27 protein-coding genes are annotated in these 24,264 nt (G+C 40.8%); all 27 read right to left on the bottom strand.

Translation table 11 applies throughout. The features are described 5' to 3' along the window. Positions 1-10: 10 nt before the first annotated feature. The 27 genes from AAEO50_RS03395 to sucC all read right to left on the bottom strand — a co-directional run bounded on the left by AAEO50_RS03395 (position 11) and on the right by sucC (position 24,090). The gene (locus AAEO50_RS03395; RefSeq protein WP_341980436.1) at positions 11-373 is read right to left on the bottom strand and encodes a response regulator; all 363 of its coding nucleotides are present in this window, start codon (positions 371-373) and stop codon (positions 11-13) included. Positions 374-438: 65 nt separating this feature from the next. Continuing rightward, on the bottom strand, positions 439-1,644 hold the full coding sequence (fliY, locus tag AAEO50_RS03400; protein ID WP_341980438.1) for a flagellar motor switch phosphatase FliY: 1,206 nt from the start codon (positions 1,642-1,644) through the stop codon (positions 439-441). Beyond that, entirely contained in the window at positions 1,634-2,629 is a 996-nt protein-coding gene (fliM, locus tag AAEO50_RS03405; protein WP_341980440.1) for a flagellar motor switch protein FliM, read from the bottom strand. The genes fliY and fliM overlap by 11 nt, the downstream gene beginning before the upstream one ends. Before the next feature lie 34 nt (positions 2,630-2,663). Next, positions 2,664-3,089 (bottom strand): flagellar basal body-associated protein FliL, encoded by a 426-nt coding sequence (gene fliL, locus AAEO50_RS03410; RefSeq protein ID WP_341980442.1) that lies wholly within the window; start codon positions 3,087-3,089, stop codon positions 2,664-2,666. After that, positions 3,086-3,301: a flagellar FlbD family protein gene (locus AAEO50_RS03415; protein WP_341980444.1), complete on the bottom strand. Its 216-nt coding sequence runs from the start codon at positions 3,299-3,301 to the stop codon at positions 3,086-3,088. Before AAEO50_RS03415 ends, fliL begins: the two co-directional genes overlap by 4 nt. Positions 3,302-3,375: 74 nt before the next feature. Beyond that, positions 3,376-4,578, bottom strand: coding sequence for a flagellar hook-basal body complex protein (locus AAEO50_RS03420; RefSeq protein ID WP_341980446.1), 1,203 nt, complete (start codon positions 4,576-4,578; stop codon positions 3,376-3,378). A 71-nt stretch (positions 4,579-4,649) separates the two neighbouring features. Continuing rightward, positions 4,650-5,042: a TIGR02530 family flagellar biosynthesis protein gene (locus AAEO50_RS03425; protein ID WP_341980449.1), complete on the bottom strand. Its 393-nt coding sequence runs from the start codon at positions 5,040-5,042 to the stop codon at positions 4,650-4,652. Between the two features lie 14 nt (positions 5,043-5,056). After that, entirely contained in the window at positions 5,057-5,689 is a 633-nt protein-coding gene (gene flgD, locus AAEO50_RS03430; protein ID WP_341980451.1) for a flagellar hook assembly protein FlgD, read from the bottom strand. A gap of 8 nt (positions 5,690-5,697) precedes the next feature. Then, positions 5,698-6,912 carry a flagellar hook-length control protein FliK gene (locus AAEO50_RS03435; RefSeq protein WP_341980453.1) on the bottom strand — a complete coding sequence of 405 codons (1,215 nt, stop codon included), beginning with the start codon at positions 6,910-6,912 and terminating at the stop codon, positions 5,698-5,700. Positions 6,913-6,941: 29 nt separating this feature from the next. Then, positions 6,942-7,526, bottom strand: a complete 585-nt coding sequence (locus tag AAEO50_RS03440) for a MotE family protein (RefSeq protein ID WP_341980455.1) — start codon at positions 7,524-7,526, stop codon at positions 6,942-6,944. Positions 7,527-7,530: 4 nt separating this feature from the next. Then, positions 7,531-7,977, bottom strand: coding sequence for a flagellar export protein FliJ (fliJ, locus tag AAEO50_RS03445; protein ID WP_341980457.1), 447 nt, complete (start codon positions 7,975-7,977; stop codon positions 7,531-7,533). Then, on the bottom strand, positions 7,977-9,302 hold the full coding sequence (gene fliI, locus AAEO50_RS03450) for a flagellar protein export ATPase FliI (protein WP_341980458.1): 1,326 nt from the start codon (positions 9,300-9,302) through the stop codon (positions 7,977-7,979). The genes fliJ and fliI overlap by 1 nt, the downstream gene beginning before the upstream one ends. Next, the gene (fliH, locus tag AAEO50_RS03455) at positions 9,299-10,078 is read right to left on the bottom strand and encodes a flagellar assembly protein FliH (protein WP_341980460.1); all 780 of its coding nucleotides are present in this window, start codon (positions 10,076-10,078) and stop codon (positions 9,299-9,301) included. The genes fliI and fliH overlap by 4 nt, the downstream gene beginning before the upstream one ends. Beyond that, positions 10,071-11,084, bottom strand: a complete 1,014-nt coding sequence (gene fliG, locus AAEO50_RS03460; protein WP_341980462.1) for a flagellar motor switch protein FliG — start codon at positions 11,082-11,084, stop codon at positions 10,071-10,073. The genes fliH and fliG overlap by 8 nt, the downstream gene beginning before the upstream one ends. A gap of 12 nt (positions 11,085-11,096) precedes the next feature. Next, positions 11,097-12,686, bottom strand: coding sequence for a flagellar basal-body MS-ring/collar protein FliF (gene fliF, locus AAEO50_RS03465; protein WP_341980464.1), 1,590 nt, complete (start codon positions 12,684-12,686; stop codon positions 11,097-11,099). 33 nt (positions 12,687-12,719) lie between these two features. Continuing rightward, positions 12,720-13,025, bottom strand: coding sequence for a flagellar hook-basal body complex protein FliE (fliE, locus tag AAEO50_RS03470; protein ID WP_341980466.1), 306 nt, complete (start codon positions 13,023-13,025; stop codon positions 12,720-12,722). A 14-nt stretch (positions 13,026-13,039) separates the two neighbouring features. Then, positions 13,040-13,504, bottom strand: coding sequence for a flagellar basal body rod protein FlgC (gene flgC, locus AAEO50_RS03475; protein ID WP_341980469.1), 465 nt, complete (start codon positions 13,502-13,504; stop codon positions 13,040-13,042). Between the two features lie 2 nt (positions 13,505-13,506). After that, positions 13,507-13,896, bottom strand: a complete 390-nt coding sequence (flgB, locus tag AAEO50_RS03480; RefSeq protein ID WP_341980471.1) for a flagellar basal body rod protein FlgB — start codon at positions 13,894-13,896, stop codon at positions 13,507-13,509. Between the two features lie 643 nt (positions 13,897-14,539). Further along, positions 14,540-15,319 (bottom strand): GTP-sensing pleiotropic transcriptional regulator CodY, encoded by a 780-nt coding sequence (gene codY / locus AAEO50_RS03485; RefSeq protein WP_341980473.1) that lies wholly within the window; start codon positions 15,317-15,319, stop codon positions 14,540-14,542. 110 nt (positions 15,320-15,429) lie between these two features. Beyond that, the gene (hslU, locus tag AAEO50_RS03490; protein WP_341980474.1) at positions 15,430-16,845 is read right to left on the bottom strand and encodes an HslU--HslV peptidase ATPase subunit; all 1,416 of its coding nucleotides are present in this window, start codon (positions 16,843-16,845) and stop codon (positions 15,430-15,432) included. A 51-nt stretch (positions 16,846-16,896) separates the two neighbouring features. Further along, positions 16,897-17,439, bottom strand: coding sequence for an ATP-dependent protease subunit HslV (gene hslV, locus AAEO50_RS03495; protein ID WP_341980476.1), 543 nt, complete (start codon positions 17,437-17,439; stop codon positions 16,897-16,899). Between the two features lie 16 nt (positions 17,440-17,455). Next, positions 17,456-18,355: a tyrosine recombinase XerC gene (xerC, locus tag AAEO50_RS03500; protein ID WP_341980478.1), complete on the bottom strand. Its 900-nt coding sequence runs from the start codon at positions 18,353-18,355 to the stop codon at positions 17,456-17,458. A gap of 321 nt (positions 18,356-18,676) precedes the next feature. Beyond that, positions 18,677-20,752 (bottom strand): type I DNA topoisomerase, encoded by a 2,076-nt coding sequence (gene topA, locus AAEO50_RS03505; RefSeq protein ID WP_341980480.1) that lies wholly within the window; start codon positions 20,750-20,752, stop codon positions 18,677-18,679. Next, complete coding sequence (locus tag AAEO50_RS03510; protein ID WP_341980482.1) at positions 20,715-20,954, bottom strand: hypothetical protein; 240 nt, start codon at positions 20,952-20,954, stop codon at positions 20,715-20,717. Before AAEO50_RS03510 ends, topA begins: the two co-directional genes overlap by 38 nt. Before the next feature lie 98 nt (positions 20,955-21,052). Next, the gene (dprA, locus tag AAEO50_RS03515; RefSeq protein WP_341980485.1) at positions 21,053-21,928 is read right to left on the bottom strand and encodes a DNA-processing protein DprA; all 876 of its coding nucleotides are present in this window, start codon (positions 21,926-21,928) and stop codon (positions 21,053-21,055) included. 82 nt (positions 21,929-22,010) lie between these two features. Then, positions 22,011-22,913 (bottom strand): succinate--CoA ligase subunit alpha, encoded by a 903-nt coding sequence (gene sucD, locus AAEO50_RS03520; protein ID WP_341980487.1) that lies wholly within the window; start codon positions 22,911-22,913, stop codon positions 22,011-22,013. Positions 22,914-22,929: 16 nt separating this feature from the next. Further along, a complete protein-coding gene (sucC, locus tag AAEO50_RS03525) occupies positions 22,930-24,090 on the bottom strand; it encodes an ADP-forming succinate--CoA ligase subunit beta (protein ID WP_341980489.1) in 1,161 nt (386 codons plus the stop codon). Between the last annotated feature and the right edge of the window lie 174 nt (positions 24,091-24,264).

Consider the following 24,264-nt stretch of genomic DNA (forward strand, 5'->3'; position numbering starts at 1 on the left):
TAAAAAACTGTTAACTTAAAGCCTTCTGAATCGCCTCGATTACCCGATCTGCCTGGAATGGCTTTACAATGAAGTCTTTAGCTCCTGCTTGAATGGCATCGATTACCATTGCCTGCTGCCCCATTGCCGAACACATGATGATTTTAGCCCCGGGGTCCAACGCTTTAATATCCTTCAATGCTGCGATACCGTCTTTTTCAGGCATTGTGATATCCATTGTCACCAAGTCTGGCTGAACTTCTTTGTATTTTTCTACAGCCTGAGCTCCATCTGCAGCTTCCCCTACTACTTCAAATCCGTTTTTTGTCAAAATATCTTTAATCATCATTCGCATGAATGCCGCGTCATCAACTATTAAAATTTTATTCGCCATCGCCGTCATCCTCCATCTTTCATTTTATTTATCTAGGTTCTTTTCGCACGCTTTGTAAACAGTCTTTATCTAAGTTTGTTCAACCGATCACTTGGACTGACGATATCGGTGATGCGAACACCGAAGTTTTCATCGATTACCACCACTTCACCTTTTGCAATCAATCTGCTGTTCACTAATATATCAACAGGTTCCCCTGCTAACTTATCGAGTTCAATGATCGAACCGGATGACATTTCTAAAATATCCTTCACTGAACGGTTCGTTCTTCCAAGTTCTACAGTAACCTGTAAAGGAATATCAAGAAGCATATCTAAGTTTTTTGATTCCTGCTGTCCTAATCCTGCAGGTTCAAAATTAGAAAATGTTGCCGGCTGTACATTTACAGGCTGCTGGCCGGAATAATTCTGACCTCCATAGTGCTGCAGGGAAGTTTGCTGCTGTGCAGCGTGAGTCGAAGCTTGAGCGGCACCCACAAATTCACGGGACGAGTCGTCTTGTCCTTGGTTATTGAGTGGCGCAACAGGGGGAGCGTAATGCACCTCCTGCTCATTTGCAAGATTCATATCTTCTACTATTTCTTCGCTGCCTCCATTCATCAACTCATCAACAAGACTCTTGGCAAAACTTAAAGGAAGCAGCTGCATAATATTCGAATCAATCAGGTCACCGATTTTAAGTGAAAATGATACTTTGACAAGTAAGTCCTGATCTGGGATGTTATCCTGACCTTCTCCTTGAGGGATATACATCAGATCTACAGTTGGAGGCGAAATATCAACCTTTTTGCTGAATACCGTCGACATTGATGTGGCTGCCGACCCCATCATTTGATTCATTGCCTCCTGAACTGCGCTAAGCTGGATTTCTCCGAGTTCACCGGAAGGATTCTTACCGTCCCCACCCAGCATTAAATCAGCAATGATCGAGGCATCCGACTGTTTGATCACTAACAGGTTTGCACCTGCAAAACCTTCAGTATATTGAACCTCTATCGCAACGTATGGATGAGGAAATTCTTCCTCTAAGGAATTTTTATTAACTATGGAAACTTTAGGGGTTGTAATTTCAACTTTTTGATTAAGTAAAGTTGATAAAGCTGTTGCAGAGCTGCCAAAAGAAATATTCCCTATCTCCCCTAAAGCATCTTGTTCCATGGAACTGATATAATCTTCTATGTTCATCTCGCTGGCATCCTGCTCTTCAGGTTCTGCAGAGCCTCTAAGCAGCGCGTCGATTTCATCCTGTGATAACATATCATCACTCATCATCGTCGTCTCCCCCTTTCAGTGATTCTAAAATTTGAATCGCCAGTCTGTTGTTTGATTTGCCTGGCTGTGCTGTGAATTTCGGAATCTCACCGATTTTAATCGTTAACGGGTCATCGATTCTAGCATTCAACTGAATGACATCTCCTCTATCGAGCATCAAGAAATCTTCAATCGAGATTTCAGAGTTTCCCAGTTCAGCAACAACCGGCACGTAAGCTTTCTTAATTCTTTTCTCCAGGTTTGCCGCTTCTTCAGGCTTGATGTCTTTTTTCTTCGATTCCATCCAGTAGCTTCCAGACAGCTTCGGCAGTATGGGTTCCAATACAACATGAGGAATACAAATGTTGATCATGCCGCTAGTTTCCCCAATTGTAGTATTTAAAGAAATGACCACGACTGTTTCATTGGGTGAAACCATCTGAAGGAATTGTGGATTGACTTCGAACTCCGCAAAGACCGGATCCACATCCACCACAGTGCTCCAAGCTTCACTTAAGTTTTCAAAAGCACGTTCAAACAACTGTGACATGATGGTAGTCTCTATCTCTGTAAGATTCTCCACCTTGTTGACACTGACGCCTTTTCCTCCCATCACTCGGTCCATCATCGAATAAGCGATGTTCGGATTGATTTCCATGAGTATTCTTCCGTCCAACGGCGGAAGCTCATATACATTAAGAATAGTCATCTTTGGTACAGAGCGTATGAACTCCTCATATGGTATCTGGTCTGCAGATGCAACATTAATCTGAACATACGTACGAAGCTGAGCAGAAAAATACGTTGTTAGGATTCTTGCGAAATTCTCATGAATACGGGTTAAACTGCGAATTTGGTCTTTTGAAAAACGTAAAGCCCGTTTAAAATCATAAACCTTTACTTTTCTCTCTTCTTCTTCTTTTTTAAAATCATCCGCACTCATCTCACCCGTGTTTAATGCCGATAGCAGTGCATCTATTTCACTTTGCGATAATACTTCTGCCATTTCTTCACCTCCAGTCCCTTGCATAATAGGATCATCATTGAATCATCATAGAGGTGATGTACACTTTTTCTACCATACCTTCCTGCATAAGGGAATTCACTTTATCTTTGACCTTGCCTTCAATCAATTCTTTGCCTTTTTTTCCCTGCAGTTCGTCCGCTTTCATTTCAGAAAGTTCTTCTATGATGATATTATTCACTTGAAAATCCCTTTTCTCCAATTCTTCTTTTGCTTTCTTGCTGTCAGTTTGAACTTTGAAAGAAATACGTATAAAATCATTGCTTAATAGATTGGTTGTGATTTCGGGTATGTCTACAGACGCTTCAATGACCTCTTCAATGGAAGGTTCCTTCGTTTCTTGCCCGTCTGAGAATTTCAGGATGACCACTAATGCAATCACTCCTACCAGAGTTATGGTTACCAGTAAGATTAACATGATGGTTAGGAACTTATTTTTCATTCTTTACCGCCTCCTTTGAACGCAGGATCCAGAAGGTTAACTTCACGAAAAAACGCAAGAGACTTGCCAGTAACCTCGTCAACCGATTCTTTCACTACATATCTTCGTCCGTTGGTTAGTTGGATGGTCGTATCCGGGAATGCCTCAACTGTCTCGATGTACATAGCATTGAGTGTAAAGGATTTACCGTTTAATCTAGTTAACGTAATCATATTATGTAGAACTGACCCATACCCAAAGTAATAACATCTGTATGAGTCAGCCCCTGACCTCCCTTAGTAACGAATTATCGTTTCAAGTTAACCAGTTCCTGTAAGATCTCATCTGAAGTTGTAATGATTCTGGTATTTGCCTGGAATCCGCGTTGTGCTGTGATCATTTCGGTGAATTCTTCAGATAGGTCGACATTGGACATTTCGAGTGAACCTGCCGCTAAAGTACCGCGGCCTTCTCCGGCAACATTGATATTAGCTGTTCCAGAGTTAACAGATTCTTGGAAAGTATTACCTCCAACTTTACTTAAACCAGATGGATTACTAAATTTAGCTAGAGCAAGATTTCCAAGTGTTCTAATTTGACCATTTGAATATACCCCATTAATTTCACCAAGTGAACCAATGTTAAAGCTTTCTAAAGCTCCTTCTAAGTTCCCATCGGGGTTGACTAGTGCAGTTATTGAATCACCTTCCTGTACCAATTCAGCTACATCGAGCTGTACATTCCCCCCATTTGCAATTCCTAATGATGTAAGATTAATTGTGGACGGATTAGCAGCAGTAAATTCTCCATTTACCGCATCATAAGTAAGTCCTATATTAATAGGTGATACTGTTGTGGGGTCCGCACTTTGATTCGTAATTTCAAGTTGCCAGTTTGATCCATTTGGTACATATTGAACATCTAATACATGCTCTTCACTATTATTATCAACAATTTTTATCTGCTGTACTGCTCCCGCGGTTCCATTCGTTAAGCCAGCAGGATCTGGAAGACTTCCACCTAAAGACATATTTTTAGTAGGCACAGCAGGTAAAGTAGCATTCACGTTTACAACAATATCTTTAAGAACACCATTATCATACTGTTGAACTTTCATACCGTCCCCATTAACAAGAGTTCCATTATCATCTAAATAAAAGTTCCCTGCCCGAGTGTATGCTTGAGCATTTCCTTGTTTCACTACAAAATAACCATCACCATTGACAGCAAGGTCTAGTGACCTTCCTGTAGTTTGCAGACTTGATTGAGTATGAATAGTATCTATAGAAGCAATCGTTGATCCCAACCCGACCTGCATTGGATTTCTTCCTCCACGGTTGGCTTGTGCAGCTGAAGCTCCTGAAATTGTTTGATTCATCGTATCCTTAAATGTAACCCGGCCCTTTTTAAAGCCATACGTATTAACATTCGCAATATTGTTCCCGATGACGTCTAATTTCGTTTGAAAGTTTTTCATTCCACTGATACCTGAATACATTGAACGTAGCATGAATTTTTCCCCTTTCGTGATTAGCTGCTTCTCTCATTCCACAGCTCTTAGGCTTCCTTTAAAGGTCCGGCCTATGAATCAATTAATATCGTACCGTTAATATTTGTGAAAATCTGTGAATTTGCTTCATGACGGTCCATCGCGGTAATGACCGTCTGGTTTCTTGCGCTGACAATTAATGCAGCACCTTTCAAGAGAACAAGTGATTCCTGAACTCCTTTGGATTTTGCTTCACTTACTTTTTCTCCGATTTTCTCCCACTCCTGTGGAGTAATCGAGATTCCTCTTTGTTCCATCCGTACCTTTGCATGTTTACTAATCTGCATTTCAGGCGAGCGGTTTACCGCTTTGTTTAACTCGGCTGCAAATGAAGTGCCTGAATTAGATACAGATTCAACTGCTTTCGGTTTGAAGGTCGTCGTTAAAGGCTGCGATGGAACGCGATTAAAGAAGGCTTTCTCCATACAACCACTCCTAGTTATGATTCGATTTTTATCAGGTTATCGCTTAGGACTTTATCACCTGCTTCAGTATGGATCCATATTTTAGAATCTTTAGAGGATACAGACTGCACGACACCGCTGATTCCGCCTTCTTCACCTTCCCAAGTCACATTTTTTCCGATTAACATTGAAGCATTGACCAGGGAAACGTCTGATGCTGCTCCACCATTCACTTGTGAAATATTTCCCGGAGTGAGGATGGTGCCATCTTCCATGACAAATTCGACGTTATCTGATTTAAAGCGGACCCCTTGAACAATACCTTGCCCTTCTGAAATTTCCGGGGATTCATTTGTATCCGATTCAATCATCTTATGCCATGTCACCTGTTTACCGACGAATTGATTGTAAGCAATCAATTGGGATTGATTTTGATTTTCAACAAACTTCTCCATTGTTTTTGTAAGATTCGTCATTTGTTCCAATGATGAAAAGGTAGCCATTTGGGCTATAAAATCTTTATCTTGCATGGGGTTCATAGGGTCTTGATTTTGAAGCTGGGTCATGAGGATTTTCAGGAAGTCATCTTTACCTAAAATATCATTCCCACCCTCGCGCTTCTTTGTTTGCATGGTTGAGTAAAGTAAATTTGGATCTATCTTTGTCATGTCATCACCTATACTTCGCTATTCACGAGATATTCTTTAAAAGATGCTGAATCCTCTTCCTCATTATTTTTGGGTTCATGTTGGCTTTGTTTTGCCTGACCGTTAGATTGCTGCTGAGATTGTCCTTTGGATTGTCGTTCCGGGTCGGAGAGTGCCTGTGAAATTTCAATCTTTTCAACCTGTAAGTTCTGAGAAGTAAACGCCTGCTTCAATCCTTGCAGCTGCGAATCGAGTAATTCTTTTGCAGTTGCTGTTGTAGCCAGAATCTTCGCTGTCATGATTCCATTTTGCTGGAGGAGCTCGATGCGCAAAGAACCCAATTGTTCAGGATACAATTTAATCAACAGCTTAGTCATATTTGGCTGGGTCTGCATTTGAGACTTACTTAATATGGATTGCAGTTCTTTCACAAATTGCTCGTATTGTATCTGGCCCTTTGCCTGTGACAAAGTCATAGTAAATTGTTCTGTTTTGGGAAGTACAAAATGAAGATTATTTCCTGAGACTGCCTGCAGATTCTTGTTCTGTTCTGTTTGTACCCCTTCCCCTGGCACCTCTGTTGGGATGTGACGGTTATATGCAGCCTTCATGATTTCATTCCAGTTCCTCGGCTGGTTCGTAAAACCAGACATTACTGTATCTACTTTGTATTGAAGTTGTTTCAACATGTCCTTCAATTCAATTACTTTTTGAGATTCCGTGATAGGAAGTTCTTTTTGATTGGCAAGCAATTCAATTACTTTAGAGAGCTTAACGAGTTGCTCCAGCCTATTCAGATTCTTAGGTTGATCCGTAAATGACAACTGAACTAGATGCAATACTGAGGTTAGAGATTCCAAGGAGGTTTCTCCATCAGCTTCTTTCCCCAAAAGTGAAGATATCGCGTCTTGAAGCTCAGTTTGCAGCTTGGTGATTTCAGTTAAATCAATCCCCAATATATCTGCAATCATCCCAATATCCAATTCACTCATTTGTTTCAAAGCCGCTATTTGTTCTAAAGAAAGTTCCAGACCTTCTAATCCTTCTGCACCCACTAATTGACTTAACACATTTAAGTCATAAGAAACTTCTTTATCTGCTAACGCAATCGTTTGGGCTGTAACATTTAAACTCCCCAGCAGATGGTGAGAAAATGAATCATTCGGAGTCTTTGGTTTCATGGAATGCAATCCAGATGCCGCTGTCTCATTAGGCTGTACTGTTTTCATTAATCCAATTTCCACTTTTTCACCTCCCCTCAACGACTTATCATCTAGCTTTCGTCAGCAGCCAATAATCCCGTAAATCTCGCAGCATCTTCTGGCGGCATTTTCTCCAGTATGTCGGCTAAATTATCGGGTTTGATACTCGAAAGTATCTTTACGGCCTCTTGATCTTCCATGTTTAAGAGTACGGGTGCTGCGCTCTTGGCAGACATCGATTCAAATGTACTTACGACTTCTTTAAATGCCCGCTTATTCTCTTCACCTATCTGCCTTAGTTCTTCTAACTCCAATTTCTGCTGTTCGATCACTGCCTGGAGCTTCTCATTATCTTTTTCCTTTCCGTCGATCTCACTTTGGAGCTGTGAGATTTTGGCTTCTTTATCTTCGATGGAAGCTTGTAATGAGACGATCCGATTTTCAAGCTGATCTTGATCTTGCTTATTTTCGGATGGAAGTACTTTTGATACGAAAGGAATGGACTGAGCTTTTTCAAAAACGTTAATTCCTGCCACCGTCATGACGACCAAAGCGATGGTAATTGCAAACAATAGAGGAATGAAAACAACAAAAACAATCCATTGAAAGCGACTATTTGACTTGGTTTCTTTCTCTTCATCAATCACTTTTGGCATTAAATCACCTAATTTCCCGATTCATATATTGAACAACCGACACCTCATCCAGCTGTTTGTTTTCATTTTCCTTCATATTGCGCTGGAAAATGATGAGGTCTTTTTCTTTAATCTTCTCGTATTTTTTTACCTCTACATTCATATCAACAAGTTTTTCTTCATACCAATTCATCCGATTTCGCGCTTGGATTACAAGGTCCTGATAATAAGAAATAGTCTTCTCCAAGTTTGTGATGAATTGTTGATGATGACGGATATCCTGTACAGACAGGCCATTTTGAAGTTTGTCAGCCTGATGGACTTCCAGCTCTTCTTTCTTTTTCAAAAATTCATAAAGTTTTTCTGCCACTTGTTCAAATTTTGAAATAGCCCCTTTGTACTGCTCATTTACTTCATCTTTTTCTTTTTCCTTGAGGGTTAAAATACGTTCAAACCTATATTGATAACTCATTATCCCCCATCACCTTTTTCTGCCAGCTGTAAGAGCTGGTTTATACTGTCAGCTTGAGTAATCTGCTCATATACTCCTTGTTTTAGGAAAGAAATAATCTTAGGATAGTAGTGGATTGCTTCATCGATTTCCCTCGAAGATCCTTTCTTATAAGCACCGATTTGAATCAGGTCTTCAGAATTGATATAGGTACTGAGTAATTCCCTTATTTTCACTGCAGCCTCTAAATGCTGTGGTGAAGCAAGGTGGTTCATGAGACGACTGACGCTTTTCAAGATATTTATTGCTGGGTACTGTCCCCTGTTGGCTATTTGACGATCTAATACAATATGACCGTCCAATATCCCCCGCACTGTATCTGAAATCGGCTCGTTTAAATCATCACCGTCAACCAAGACAGTATAAAATGCAGTGATACTTCCCTTTACGTTTGTACCCGTCCGTTCCATCAGCTTAGGCAGTATCGCAAAGACAGAAGGGGTATACCCTTTCGTAGTCGGCGGTTCACCGACTGCGAGGCCTATTTCCCTCTGTGCCATCGCTACGCGGGTGGCGGAGTCCATCATCAACATGACGTTCAAGCCTTTCTCACGAAAATATTCCGCGATCGCTGTGGCAGTAAAAGCTCCCTTTATTCTCATAAGTGCGGGCTGATCCGATGTAGCAGCAACGACAATCGTTCTCTTCAATCCCTCTTCACCTAAGTCACGCTCGATAAATTCCCTGACTTCCCTGCCCCGTTCCCCAATTAAGGCAATGACATTCAAATCGGCTTTTGTATTACGTGCAATCATTCCAAGCAGCGTACTTTTCCCTACTCCGCTTCCTGCAAAGATACCAACACGCTGTCCCTTACCCACTGTCAACATGCTGTCGATCGCTTTCACGCCGACTTCCATCGGCTCATCTATAGGGGGTCTCGATAATGGATTTGGAGGCTCTTGATCCGTGTAGGCTGCAGTCAAGCCGCTGGGCATTATGCTTCCATCCAAAGGATTTCCTAACGAATCCACAACTTTTCCGATTAAGGAGGGCCCTATTTTGATCTCAAGCGGCTTTGAAGTAGCCTCGACCAGACTGCCAGGTGATATATCCTGCATATTTGAATAAGGCATCAGGATAACCAGCTGACCGTTAAAACCTACCACTTCTGCAGGGATCACTTTTGGGATCCCCCGGCTTAGGATATGAATGTTACAAACCTCACCCACGGAACTTTCAGGACCTTGCGACTCGATCATCAGACCGACTACACGTTTCACTTTCCCATACTTCTTAAATGTGGGGATTTGAGTGATACGCGGGAGTAAATCTATTGCTTTCATGACTCTTCCCCCTGCAGGATTTCAAGCAGTCTGTGTTTTAATTCCTTGAGTTGGGTATCGATACTTACGATAATTCGCCCTTGATTGGTTTCTATATAACATTGTGCCGGGTTCAAATCATCGTTAGCATAGATAAAACATTGAACATTTGCAGGAAATACCACTTCTATTTCGTTATTGTTCTCTATTAGAAGATGGTACTTTGAAGGATGGCAATGGATTTGCACTTCTGGTAATTCCCTTACTTCTTTCAATCCTCGCTTGATGATGGAAAGGAATGTCTCCGGATCATCATCTATCTTTTTTCCGATAATTTTTTCGGCACTTGCCACCGCAAGGGAGACGATCACTTTTTCAGCATTTTCCAAATAGGAATAATACTGCTGTTTATTTGCTTCAACAATAGCTTCAGCTTCCTTGATGCGGTGAACGTAATCCTGGTACCCCTTTTTCATTCCTTCTTCTTCACCTTGCTGAAATCCGACATTGTAGGCTTCTTGAATATACCCCTCGCGCTCTGACACCCAGTTGTCCTTTTCTTGTTGAATTTGATCTTGTATTAGTTTCTGTTGTTCAACAGCCTCTTCCAAAATCTTATCTGCTTTACGCTGTGCCTCTGAAACCAGCTTTTCTATTTCTTCATTCTGCAGTTTATGATTCTCTGAAACATCTTTTTCAGAGAGTTCTATATTTGAAGAACGAATATGCTTAAGGGCTATGACCTTTTCTTTCTTTTCCCATGTATGGGCAATGGAAGATTTAATGATCCTAGACAATGATATCGTCTCCTCCACCGCGGGCTATAATGATTTCCCCGGCTTCTTCTAATCTTCTGATGATTGCCACAATCCTGGACTGAGCTTCCTCTACATCTCGAAGTCTGACAGGACCCATAAACTCCATCTCTTCTTTCAGTGTCTCCACCATACGGTTAGACATATTTTTAAATACGATTTCCTTCACTTCATCACTGGAGACTTTAAGTGACAGTAAAAGATCTTCATTGTCACAATCTCTGATGACGCGTTGGATGGAGCGGCCATCCAGAGTTACAATGTCCTCAAATACAAACATTCTCTTCTTGATTTCTTCCGCTAATTCAGGGTCTTGTATTTCGAGTGCATCCAGAATCGTCTTCTCTGTAGACCGATCCACTCCATTCAATACCTCTACTACCGCTTCCACGCCGCCGGTCTGGGTATAATCCTGTGTAACTGTCGCAGAAAGCTTTCTTTCAAGGATGGCCTCCACTTCACTGATCACTTCCGGTGACGTACTATCCATAATGGCTATCCTTCTCGCAATATCAGCTTGCACCTCTTGAGGCAATTCAGATAAAATCTGACCAGATTGCTGCGGATCCAAATAAGATAGGATAAGAGCAATCGTTTGCGGATGTTCATTTTGAATAAAGTTCAAGATTTGAGCAGCATCCGCTTTCCGCGCAAAGTCGAACGGTTTCACCTGCAGGGAAGAAGTCAAACGATTGATTATTGATGCGGCCTGATCTGAGCCAAGCGCCTTCTCTAAGACTGTTTTTGCATAACCGATGCCGCCTTGAGAAATATAGTCCTGAGCGATGGCGATATTATGAAATTCTTCTAAAATATCTTCTTTTGCTTCAGTCTCTACCTTTCTTACTCCTGATATCTCCAGAGTCAGCTTCTCTATTTCTTCTTCAGATAAGTGTTTATAGACTGATGCCGACACATCGGGACCAAGTGAGATCAGGAGGATGGCCGCTTTCTGTTTGCCTGATAATTCTTTCTCTCTTCTAACCATGTCTTCACCCTCCTAATCGTCAGCTAACCAAGTTCGAAGTAATTTAGCGAATTCTTCAGGTTTTTCTTTTGCCATTCTTTCAAGCTGCTTGCGCCTGATTGAACCCTCTGTTTCTTCTTTCGGTTCGATATCAGGAATTTCTGCTGGAATACGTTCCTCTTCAAAGAACAATTCTTCTTCCTCTTTCTTTTTACGAGATCTTAGGAGGAAGAATACAAGCAATAGAATGATGACTAGCAAAATACCTCCTACTACGTAAATCCACCAAGGCAACACCTGCTTCGACTTGTCATCAAATTCCATTTTCCCGTTAAATTCCTGAACAGAAACCACCACTTTATCTTCTATAGCTTCATCGGTCAGTTCAGGTGCAGCTTCCTTATCGATGGAAGTTCTGACGATTGTGGATAATATCTGCTGTATATCATCGATACGGTTTTGAGGAAGCGAATTCTCATCTTCAGGATTCGGAGGCTCTACCATAACCTGGATTCCGAGATCGCGAATTTTATATGGACTCTCTACAATTTCAGATCTTATTCGATTCACTTCATTATTGATTGTTTCTTCTATTCTTTCATAATCGCCGTTTGATTCTGTTCCTTCTTGATAAGAATCAAGAGTATCATCAGTATCTCCCCCTGAAGTTACCCCTCCAGGGCCGGCTCCCTCACCCGAAAACGTTTCTGTTATCCGCTGGGCGCTGACAGCGATTCCTTCCATATTTTCTTCATCAACAGGAGTTACCAGGTTTTTTTCATGATTTGCCTGGGTAAAGTCAATATCAGTAGAAACTGAAACGACCACTTTGTTGAAACCTATCAATGTCCCGAGCATATTCTGAACCTGGCGCTGTAAATCCCGTTCAATTTCCTTCTTGACATCCATTTGCTGGGCAATGTTTCCGCTTCCCATAGAATTATTTTGTGATTCTAAGTCAAAATACTCAAAAAACTGGTTCATGATGACGATATTCTCAGTAGGAAGGTTCGGAACACTTTTGGATACTAAATGATAAAGCGATTTAATTTGACGCTGGTCCATATTAAAACCAGGGTTAGTGTTCAGGACGATCGACGCGGTTGCTTTCTGAACGTCGTCATTAAGGAATACCTGCTCTTCCGGCAGATTAATCATGACCTTCGCATCTTTAACGCCTTCTATGCCTTTCATAAGATCCACAAGCTCTGTTTGCATCGCATCAAGCTTCATCACATTAAACTCATTATCTGTCATTCCAAATCCTGCATTCTTACTGAAGAAAGAGTAATCGATGCTGCCGGAGTTCGGGATTCCTTCAGCAGCCAATTCCACTTTTAACGTGTCTACTTGTTCAGTTGGCACCAGGATGGCAGTTCCGCCTTCTGTAATCTGAGACGGAATCCCCCTTCCGTCCAGATTTTCTTTAATTGAACCTGTTTCTGAAGGCGACAGATTACTGTAAAGGGGAGCCATAGGGGTTCTTGTTGTAAAAAAGACTGCAATACTAATAAGAATAAGGACCGAAAGCAATATTGCCCCCATACTGAGTTTTTGTTTCTTCGTTCTGCTTGCCCAATAAGTCTTTATTTGATCTGTATAATTCTTAAGCGATTCATTCATTACAATCCTCCGGTACTCGACTGCATGTATCTATTACATTGGCATTCTCATTATTTCCTGATACGCCTCTACAACCTTATTACGAACTTCCATGGTTGTTTGTAGAGTGATACTGGCTTTCTGTGAAGCAATCATTACTTGGTGAAGGTCAACGTTTTCACCCCGTACAAGTTTTTCTGTCATTCGATCAGAATGTACTTGTGTTTGATTTACTTCTTCGATAGTTTTCTTAAGCAATTGACCGAAATTCTCTGTTGCATCTGAAGGTGAAATTTGTTTTTTTGATAAAGACGGACTTAAAACTCCGGAATTCAGCGAACTTATACTATGAATAGCCATAAGTATGTACCTCCTTACTTGCCTATTTCTAATGATTTCATTAAAATTGATTTGTTTGCATTGAAAACAGTGACATTCGCTTCATAAGAACGTGTCGCTGAAATAAGGTCAATCATTTCCCGTAAAGGATCGACATTAGGAAGCTGTACATACCCTTCCTCATTAGCGTCTGGGTGTTCGGGATCAAATACCATTTTAAAAGGCGTTCTTTCATCTTCCTTTATGTTGGAAACCTTGACTCCCTGCCCGATTGTATGATCTTCTCTTCTACTCACCGCTGCATTTAAAAAAGAGGAGAAACCCGCTTCCTTAGGTTCGATGACTACAGATTTTCTTCTGTATGGCTCCCATTCCCCATTTTCATTTACTTTTGCCCTTGTGGTGTCTACATTGGCCATGTTTGAGGAAATGACATCCATCCGTAATCTCTGAGCTGTCAAAGCAGAAGAGGTGGTATTCAAACTACTGAAGATTGGCAATGTTACTTACCTCCTCTAATAACAGACTTTAATGAATTGAATTTTCCATTGATACGATCCGACAAAGCATTGAAATATATTTGATTGGATGCCATTTCAGACATTTCCTTATCCAGATCCACACCGTTCCCGTTATGGTTGTACTGAAATCCACTTTTCGTTCTTACAGCTGGATGATGGCCAGTTGAATGAAATGTAAAATGTCTGGAATCGGTTTTTTTCGCTTCTAGTTGATGAATTGAATTATGTAAGACTGATTTGAATTCTACCGTTTTCGCTTTGTAGTTTGGAGTATCTACATTAGCTATGTTTTGTGATACCACCTTTTGATTTAATGAGGCATAATCCAGGCCTCTTTCTATATTAGTAAAAGTTCTGGAAAATAATTTCATGTTAAACACCTCTATCCAATTATTTAGCAAGATACGGCTTTTTTTACAAATATAACTTCTGTCCGTCCTTATTGTAATGTTTAGGTCGAATAGTGTCTATGAATATTCTGTAATTTTTAAGGAAAAACGTCGAAAAATGAAGAAAATATGACTTTGAACCTAGTTTAAGCCCTATTTCTGGAAAGTTACTTTCGGTAATTTTACCGTAGTATTTCAATTATATTTTTATATCATTACAAAGTTTTACAAAATTAATTTTATCAACATAGTGTTATTCCCACTACCTGTATATTTTTCCAATTCATTTCACGGTTGTGAAATGATTCCAACTAGTTACCTTCTTTCATTTGGTTTAAATAACGAATATATCCAATAATACTCTGGTTACGTAACATTGTCGAAAAAAGTCGTAACAATAATGTAACAACTTTATTTTACTATCCCTATAAAAGAAGACAAGACCCAGCACAGGTCTATTAATAGTCCTTTTGACTTATTTACCCCATAGTAAATGTATAAATATCAGTTCTTTGTGGAGAGACTGGGAGGTTCCTGTTAGACAAGTATGCAGCAGCATTATTTTACTGCAAATAAAAAATCCGTTATTTCTTTTAAAGAAATAACGGATTCCCTTTATCTATCATTAATTTGTGCGAAGCTTTTCAAGTTCAAACAGGAATTTATTGTTTAGGACTTTGATGTATGTCCCTTTCATTCCAAGTGAACGAGATTCTATTACTCCTGCACTTTCGAGTTTACGAAGTGCGTTTACGATAACCGAACGGGTGATACCGACTCTGTCCGCGATTTTAGAAGCTACTAATAAACCTTCATTTCCATTCAACTCTTCGAAAATATGTTCAATCGCTTCAAGCTCACTGTAGGACAGGGAACTGATCGCCATTTGAACGACTGCTTTACTTCTTGCTTCCACTTCAATTTCTTCTGCTTTTTCACGAAGGATTTCCATCCCTACCACTGTAGCACCGTATTCTGCAAGAATTAGATCATCATCCTCAAAGCTTGCCTGCAGACGAGCAAGGATTAACGTTCCAAGACGCTCACCACCGCCAATGATCGGTACGATGGTCGTTAAACCGTTTTTGAATAATTCTCTGTTCTCGACAGGGAATGCGGTATATTCACTGTCGACATCCAGATTTGGTGATGTCTCCTGTATATTGAAAAGGTTTTGGGTATATTCTTCAGGGAACTGACGATCTTCAAGCATCTGTTTCATTCTTTCATTTTCGATTTGCTGGTTAATCGCAAACCCTAAAAGTTTACCTCGACGGCTTACTACGAATACATTCGCTTCGATAACGCCGCTTAATGTTTCTGACATTTCCTTAAAGTTCACCGGCTTGCCCGCCGCCTTTTGGAGCATGGCATTAATCGTTCTTGTTTTTCCTAATAAATTCATTTTCATTTCCTCCTAGTACAACTAAAGTGTATCTATTGTAATATTTATTTGATTTTTTTCTTAATTCACGAATCTTTTTTTCCTATACCCCAAAAAAAGATAGAAAAAACTTAAAGGATGAATTGGCTTAAATCCTTGTCTTTTGAAATAGCACCCAATTTATCATCGACATATTGTGGAGTGATTTTAATGGTTTCCAATGTGATCTCGGGTGCTTCAAAAGATAAGTCCTCAAGAAGCTTTTCCATGATCGTATGAAGTCTCCGCGCCCCAATGTTATCTGTATTCTGATTGACTTCAAATGCAATTTCTGCCAGCCTACGAATAGCATCGTCAGAAAATTCAATTTGTATACCTTCAGTTTCCATTAATGCAATATATTGCTTTATGATTGCATTATCAGGTTCGATTAAAATGCGCACAAAATCTTCTGTCGTAAGTTTCTGTAGCTCCACTCTGATCGGAAAGCGCCCCTGAAGCTCAGGTATTAAATCAGAGGGCTTAGACATATGAAAGGCCCCGGCTCCGATGAACAGCATATAATCTGTTTTGACAGAACCATATTTTGTCACCACGGTCGAACCTTCTACAATCGGCAGGATATCACGCTGCACCCCTTCCCTGGATACATCCGCTGATGATTGACCAGATCCCTTACTCGCAATCTTATCAATTTCATCAATAAAGATAATCCCTGATTGTTCAGCCCTTGCGATGGCGTCCTGTGTTACTTCATCCATATCGATCAGCTTCTGCGCTTCTTCATTAGTAAGTATGGTCCTTGCTTCTTTAACTTTCAGTTTTCTTTTTTTCTTTTTCTTCGGCATGAAGTTACTAAACGCATCCTGCATGTTCATACCCATTTGTTCCATACCTGAGCCCTGCAGCATATCGAACATGGAAGCTTGCTGTTCTTCTACCTCAATGGTAATGAAGTCGTCTTCAAGCTCACCATTCTGCAATCGCTGTTCGGCCCTTCTTCTTTGCTCCCTTAAGGACAGCTCCTCTTGTTTCTCTTCCTCTTCTTCAGAGCCCTGGTCCGTGCCATTGCCGCCGAAGATCATTTCAAATGGATTTTTATAAGATGACGATTTCTTCTTTGAAGGAACCAGCAGCTCGACAAGACGCAGGTTGGCGTTCTCTGCCGCGCGTTCGCGGACCCCTGCCATTTTTTCCTCTTTGACCAGTCTAACCGCGGTTTCTACAATGTCCCTCACCATAGATTCCACGTCACGCCCTACATAGCCGACTTCAGTGAATTTTGTTGCTTCCACCTTTACAAAAGGAGCACGTACCAATTTCGCAATCCTTCTTGCAATTTCCGTCTTACCGACGCCTGTCGGACCGAGCATCAGAATATTTTTCGGTATCACTTCATCTTTTATTCCATCCGGAAGCTGGCTTCGGCGGTAACGATTTCTCAATGCAACCGCTACGGCCCTTTTCGCATCCTTCTGCCCAACTATATATTGATCTAATCGTTCAACTATTTGTCTTGGCGTCAATTGCTCAGCATTTTTTTTCAAATGACACACTCCTAACTATTCTATAGTGTGAGAAAATCATATAATGAGCCGTTACAATTCTTCTACAATGATCTGTTCATTGGTATAGACACAAATATCAGCCGCAATTTGCAATGATGCTTTAGCAATTTCTTTAGCTGACAGATGATCGCCCGAATACTGCTTTAATGCCCGCCCGGCAGATAATGCATAATTACCTCCGGAACCTATGGCCAAAATGCCATCATCAGGTTCAATTACTTCGCCTGTGCCAGATACAAGAAGTAAATGATCTTCATCCATGACGATAAGCATTGCTTCAAGCTTTCTTAATACTTTGTCACTGCGCCACTCTTTCGCAAGTTCCACGGCTGCCCTCGGCAGATTTCCATTGAATTCGTGAAGTTTTCCTTCAAATTTTTCCGACAATGTAAATGCATCCGCAACCGATCCTGCAAAGCCGGCCAGTACTTTACCATTAAACAGTTTCCTTACTTTTTTGGCAGTATGTTTCATCACGACTGCATTTCCGAATGTCACCTGACCGTCCCCGGACATGGCGCACTCCCCTTTATGCTGCACAGCGAATATAGTGGTAGCATGGAATTGATCCATTTTATAACCTCCAATATTAAGCACGCGGATGATGTGCCAGATATGTTTTCCTTAACTGATCTTTTGTCACATGTGTGTATACCTGGGTTGCAGACAAATCAGAATGTCCCAAGAGCTCCTGTACGGTCCTCATGTCTGCCCCATTATTCAATAAATGCGTTGCAAAAGTATGCCTCAACATATGAGGGCTTATTTTAGCTGTCAACGAAGCTTTTTCAACGATTTTATTCAGAATAAGACGTATCCCCCTTGGTGTAAGGGCTCCTCCCCGATGATTGACAAATACGGCAGAATGACTCTGTTCTTTAATAAGTGAAGGCCGTGATTGATTTATGTATGCAGTCAATGCATCTTGGGCAAAGCTTCCAAATGGGACATATCTTTCTTTATTTCCTTTTCCTTTCACAAGAATCGTCGATAAAGCCATATCTACATCTTTCAATTGCAGATTAGCACACTCACTTACACGAATCCCTGTGCCGTAAAGAAGTTCAAAGATCGCTTTATTGCGGATATCCAATAAAGAATCTCCATTACATGCCTCAAGAAGGACTTGTATTTCTTCCTCATAAAAAAACTTGGGAAGCCGTTGTTCTTTTTTGGGTAGATTTACAAAAGAAAAAGGATTGGTGTCCAGCTGCTCTTCCCGATTCAGGAATCGGTAAAAACTCCTCAGGCTCGATATTTTTTTGGAAATGGATGCTCTCATCAACTGTTTCTCGTGAAGACCTGTTAGATAGAGCCTCGCATCAAAATATTCCACTTCTTCTAATGAACGGAGACCCTGTTCTTTCATAAATACGTAGAAATCCTCGATATCATGACGATATTGTTCAAAAGTATAAGTGGAATACTGCTTCTCTATTTGTAAGTATTCTATAAATGAATGTAATTGATCGGTCAATGTATTTGCCATATGTTTAACACCTCACAAGGGCTACTAAATAGTAACACAACCCTGCGGCCCTTGCAATTGATTTTACATTTTTTTCACAAAGTTCTGAATTGTTTCTAACGCCCGTTGAGCATCCTACTATATAACCCATCTATCTTTATCTTATCCATTTGCATTTTACAACAACACATACTATTTAAAAAGTTAAAAGCATTTGAGCTTTTTTAAAAACAGAAAAGAACTGACCCGGCAGGCAATAGAATCATCACCTTTGGGGACAGTCCATCGTTACATTGTATAAGTAGTGCGTCAAAGAAGCAATCGTTTTTTATCGGTTCACGCTTATTTCTGTGGTTCTTCTTTATAGTCACAGCTCGTACACTGTATTTGATTACCTTTTTTAAGCTTTTTCTCTACAAGTAATTCAGAGCATTTCGGACATTTTCTTTCGATCGGCTTATCCCAGGATAAGAAATCACATTCCGGATATTGATCACAGCCGTAAAAGATCCGTTTCTTTTTACTTTTTCTTTCTATTATATTCCCTTTTTCACATTTAGGACATTTGACTCCAATTTCTTTGACGATCGGCTTCGTGTTCCGGCAGTCAGGGAAATTACTGCAAGCCATGAACTTTCCGTAGCGCCCCATTTTGTATACCATTGCGTGGCCGCATTCTTCGCAATCTTCCCCTGCTGGCTCATCACGAATTTCGATTTTTTCCATTTCATTTTCAGCCTTGACCAAATGGATTTCGAAATCACGATAGAATTCATCGATAATTCTTTCCCATTTTACTTTCCCGTCTTCAATATCATCAAGACTTCTTTCCATATTGGCAGTGAATTCTACATCGATGATTTCAGGAAAAAACTCCCTGACGAGTTCCAGTACGATTTCTCCGAGCTCTGTCGGTACGAACCTTTTATTATCGAGGGATACATAACCCCTTCTTTGAATCGTATCAAGTGTAGGAGCGTATGTGGACGGACGGCCGATTCCAAGTTCTTCAAGCGTCTTTACAAGCCTTGCCTCCGTATACCTTGGAGGCGGTTGGGTAAAGTGTTGTTTTGGATCAATCAACTCACTTAACACTTTATCATTTTCTTTAAGTTCAGGGAGGAGATTGTCTTTTTCTTCCTTCTGGTCATCAGATCCTTCTACATACACCTTCATGAACCCGGGAAACTTGACTTTTGATCCGTTTGCTCTGAAATAAACGGGACCATTTACGATATCAACACTCATCGTGTCCATGATGGCAGGTGCCATTTGGCTTGCCACAAAACGTTCCCATATCAGTTTATACAAACGGTATTGATCTCTTGAAAGAAACTCTTTTACCGATCCTGGGTCCCTTAACGTGCTGGTGGGACGGATCGCTTCATGCGCGTCCTGGGCTTTCTGCTGTTTCTTTTCTTTTCTTTCAGATTGTCTTACAAAATCTTCACCATATTTATTGGTGATGAATTCGTTTGCTTCTTTTTGAGCTACCTCGGAAGTACGTGTTGAGTCGGTTCTCATATAGGTAATTAAACCGACTGTACCTTCTTTTCCTATCGCGATACCTTCATATAACTGCTGCGCAAGCATCATCGTCTTCTTCGCACGATAGTTCAGCTTCCTGGCAGCTTCCTGCTGTAAGGAGGAAGTGGTAAATGGAAGCGCGGGATTCCGCTTTCTTTCTTTTTTCGTCACTTTGTCTACTTCAAAGGACTTACCTTTTACTTTATCAAGTACTGACTTGACTTCCTCTTCAGTTTTTAAGTCTATTTTTTTTCCATCAAGTCCGTAGAAAGAAGCTTGGAACGTTTCTTTGCCTTTCTTGAATTCCGCTTCAATGGACCAATATTCTTCAGGCTGGAAACTCTTTATTTCATTCTCACGGTCGATGATCAGTCTTACTGCAACTGACTGCACCCTGCCCGCACTTAGTCCTTTTTTGACTTTCTTCCAAAGCAGCGGGCTTATGTTATACCCGACCAGCCTGTCTAGAATTCTTCGAGCCTGCTGAGCATCCACAAGGTCCATATTAATCGGACGGGGGTGCTTAAATGACTCTTTAATTGCATCTTTTGTGATTTCATTGAATACTACACGGCACTGAGATTGACTGTCCATATCTAAGCTGTGTGCAAGATGCCATGCAATCGCTTCCCCTTCTCTGTCGGGGTCGGCCGCAAGGAAAATCTTCTTCGCTTTTTTCGCAGCCGTTTTAAGCTCTTTCAATACAGGCCCTTTACCTCGTATTGTTATATATTTTGGCTCAAATTCTTTTTCAACATCGACACCCATTTGGCTCTTCGGTAAATCTCTTACATGCCCCATCGATGCCCGTACTTTATATTTTTTCCCCAAATAACGTTCAATGGTTTTCGCCTTAGCTGGCGATTCCACTATTACTAAATAATCTGCCATCCAATATGCCTCCTTGAAGAGGATAATAATCACTGTTTATTTTTTTACAACTTGTATAAAAGACAACCGGAGTAAACGGTTTCACATCTTCCGATACAGTATAAAGTTTTTCATTCAGTGCGGAGTTTTTCACTCCATTTATCTCGTTAACTTCTCTTCTATTGTTTTCGATACCTGTTGCAAAATGTATAACAGTTTGCACAGAAATGCAACCTTTTTGTATAAATTACTGCTATAAATTCTCTAGTTGCTGGAAAAAAGGCTACTATATTACATGATTTTATATAATTTTCTGGAACTTTATACATTGAGCTCAAAAAAAATATCTTCTATTGATAGTACCATTTTAGCTCCTTCTTTTATTAAGAGGTTTGTTCCTTCCGACAACTTATGGTGAACTGACCCTGGAATACAGAGGATTTCTCTTCCTTCATTTAATGCATAATCAGCTGTAATGTAGGTGCCGCTCTGTTTTTGAGCCTCTGTGACTAATACTGCATCTGATAAACCGCTTATGATTCTGTTTCTGAATGGGAATTGCCATTTCTGGGGTTTAGTGCTGGGGGGATATTCAGATATGAGGAGCTGATGCTTCATCATATATTCTGCAAGCTGAAGATTTTCACTCGGGTAGATATGCTCGAATCCACCTGCTATTACACCTATGGTTTGACCGCTGGAGCGGATAGCTGCTTTATGCGCCATGGTATCTGCCCCCCTTGCAAGCCCGCTGACAATCACAATATTTTTTTCTGCAAGTCCCGGCATCAGTTCTCTCAGATTTTCTTCTGAATAAGGGGTAGCCTGTCTCGAACCGACAACAGCCAGCTTTCTTGGAAAATGAAGGAGCTCTTTTTTCCCTTTCAGAAAAAGGATAAAGGGTGGATCATACACCATTTTCAAGAGTTCGGGGTATTCTTTATCATAAAGGGATATCCAATGAATGTCATTTCTTCGATAATGCTCTTCATATTCATGGATGGGAAGTGTGTGAAGATCTCTATGGAATAATTGGGCATTTGATGATGTGGATTGTGATAATTGCTGGATTGAAGCTGGGGATAATTCATAGATCATCGAGGGATTTGACAGTCGGGACATCAACAACTTTGTCCCTTTCAGCCCAATTCCTCTGCAGTGCTGTATATGAAATAGCAAACGGGTAATTTCCTTCATTCCTGCCTCCTGTAGATTAATTATTAGGAAAAAGAGACAAGAGGCTGAAAGCTAAATGCCCGGCCTCTTGTCATCTGCTTGATTAATGTGTTTTACATTTATCGAGAATTCCTTCTTCTTTCAGAACCTTGATCAATGTTTCTCCCATATCAGAAGGGGTTGGGGCTACTTGGATTCCACATTCGTTCATTACGCGGATTTTTTCATCAGCCGTTCCTTTACCTCCTGAAATGATTGCACCAGCGTGCCCCATGCGTTTTCCTGGAGGCGCCGTACGTCCGCCAATGAAGCCTACTACAGGCTTTGTCATGTTGGCTTTGATCCATTCAGCTGCTTCTTCCTCGGCTGTTCCGCCGATTTCACCAATCATGATCACTGCATACGTATCTTCGTCATCATTGAAAGCTTTTAATACATCAATGAAGTCCGTGCCGTTTACAGGGTCTCCACCGATACCTACGGCAGTTGATTGCCCGATACCAGCTTGAGAAAGCTGATGAACCGCTTCATATGTCAATGTCCCTGAACGGGATACAACACCTACGTGACCTTTAGTATGAATGTAACCAGGCATGATACCGATCTTACACTCTTCCGGAGTAATGACACCCGGACAGTTTGGTCCTACCAGGCGAGTTTTCTTGCCTTCCATATAACGTTTCACTTTAACCATATCCAGTACTGGAATATGCTCTGTGATACAAATAGCTAAATCCAGTTCAGCATCAACCGCTTCCATGATTGCATCTGCTGCAAATGGAGCAGGAACATAAATTACTGAGGCGTTTACGCCAGTTGCTTTCTTAGCTTCTTCAACCGTATTGAAGACAGGTACGCCTTCAACCTCAGTTCCGCCTTTGCCAGGTGTCACACCTGCCACGATTTGTGTGCCGTATTCAAGCATTTGCTTTGTATGGAAAAGAGCTGTTGATCCAGTGATTCCTTGTACAACAACCTTTGTATTCTTATTAATAAATACGCTCATTTGTCCCCCGCCTTTCTTAGCCTACTTGCTCAACGATTTTTTGTGCGCCGTCTGCCATTGATTCAGCTGCGATAATATTCAAACCAGACTTGTTCAGGATTTCTTTACCTAAATCCACATTCGTACCTTCCAGGCGAACAACCAATGGTACTTGAAGACCGATTTGTTTAGCTGCTTCAACCACACCCGTTGCGATGACATCACATTTCATGATGCCTCCAAATATATTGACAAAGATACCTTTTACATTCTCATCAGAAAGAATGATCTTGAATGCTTCCGTTACTTTTTCGGCAGTCGCGCCGCCCCCAACATCAAGGAAGTTAGCCGGATCGCCGCCGTAATGTTTTACGATATCCATTGTTGCCATAGCAAGTCCTGCACCATTAACCATGCAGCCAATGTTACCGTCCAGCGAAATATAGCTTAAATCATATTTTGAAGCTTCGATTTCTTTTGCATCTTCTTCTTCAAGGTCACGTAATTCCATGACATCTTTTTGACGGTATAATGCGTTTGAATCGAAGTTGAACTTCGCATCCAATGCCATTACATCTCCATCACCTGTTACAACCAAAGGATTGATTTCAACGATTGAAGCATCCTTTTGGACATATACGTTGTAAAGTCCCAGCATGAATTTAGCCGCTTTATTTACAAGCTCTTTAGGTATGTTGATGTTGAACGCGATACGGCGCGCCTGGAATCCAGTAAGCCCTACCACAGGGTCAATGTACTCTTTAAAGATTTTTTCAGGTGTAGCTTCTGCTACTTCTTCAATTTCAGTTCCGCCTTCTTCAGATGCCATTAGGACAACCTGTGAAGTCGCGCGATCCAATACTAGTCCAACATAATATTCTTTCTTGATGTCACAGCCCTCTTCAATAAGTAAGCGCTTTACTTCCTTACCTTCTGGACCAGTCTGGTGAGTGACCAATGTCTTGCCAATTAACTCTTCTGCATATGTACGCACTTCGTCAAGGCTCTTTGCGATCTTAACACCGCCAGCTTTACCGCGACCACCTGCGTGGATTTGTGCTTTTACTACATAAACGCTGGAATTAAGCGTTTTCGCCGCTTCTACTGCTTCGTCAGCTGTAAAAGCCACTTTACCATTTGGTACGGACACCCCGTAATTTCTGAGGATTTCTTTACCTTGATATTCATGGATATTCATTTTCCATCCTCCTATCAAACTCTTCAAAAAATAGACTGCGCTTTCATTGTATAAAATGACAGTTTATCTGTCTACCATTATGCTAAAAATATTATATTAATTTAAAAATTCTGAACAGTTTTTGCACTATTTCACATAATTTAACGGGTTAATCCTTCTTTGCCAACTGTAATT

The sequence above is a fragment of the Rossellomorea oryzaecorticis genome, from assembly GCF_038405515.1.
Lineage (GTDB): Bacteria > Bacillota > Bacilli > Bacillales > Bacillaceae_B > Rossellomorea > Rossellomorea oryzaecorticis_A.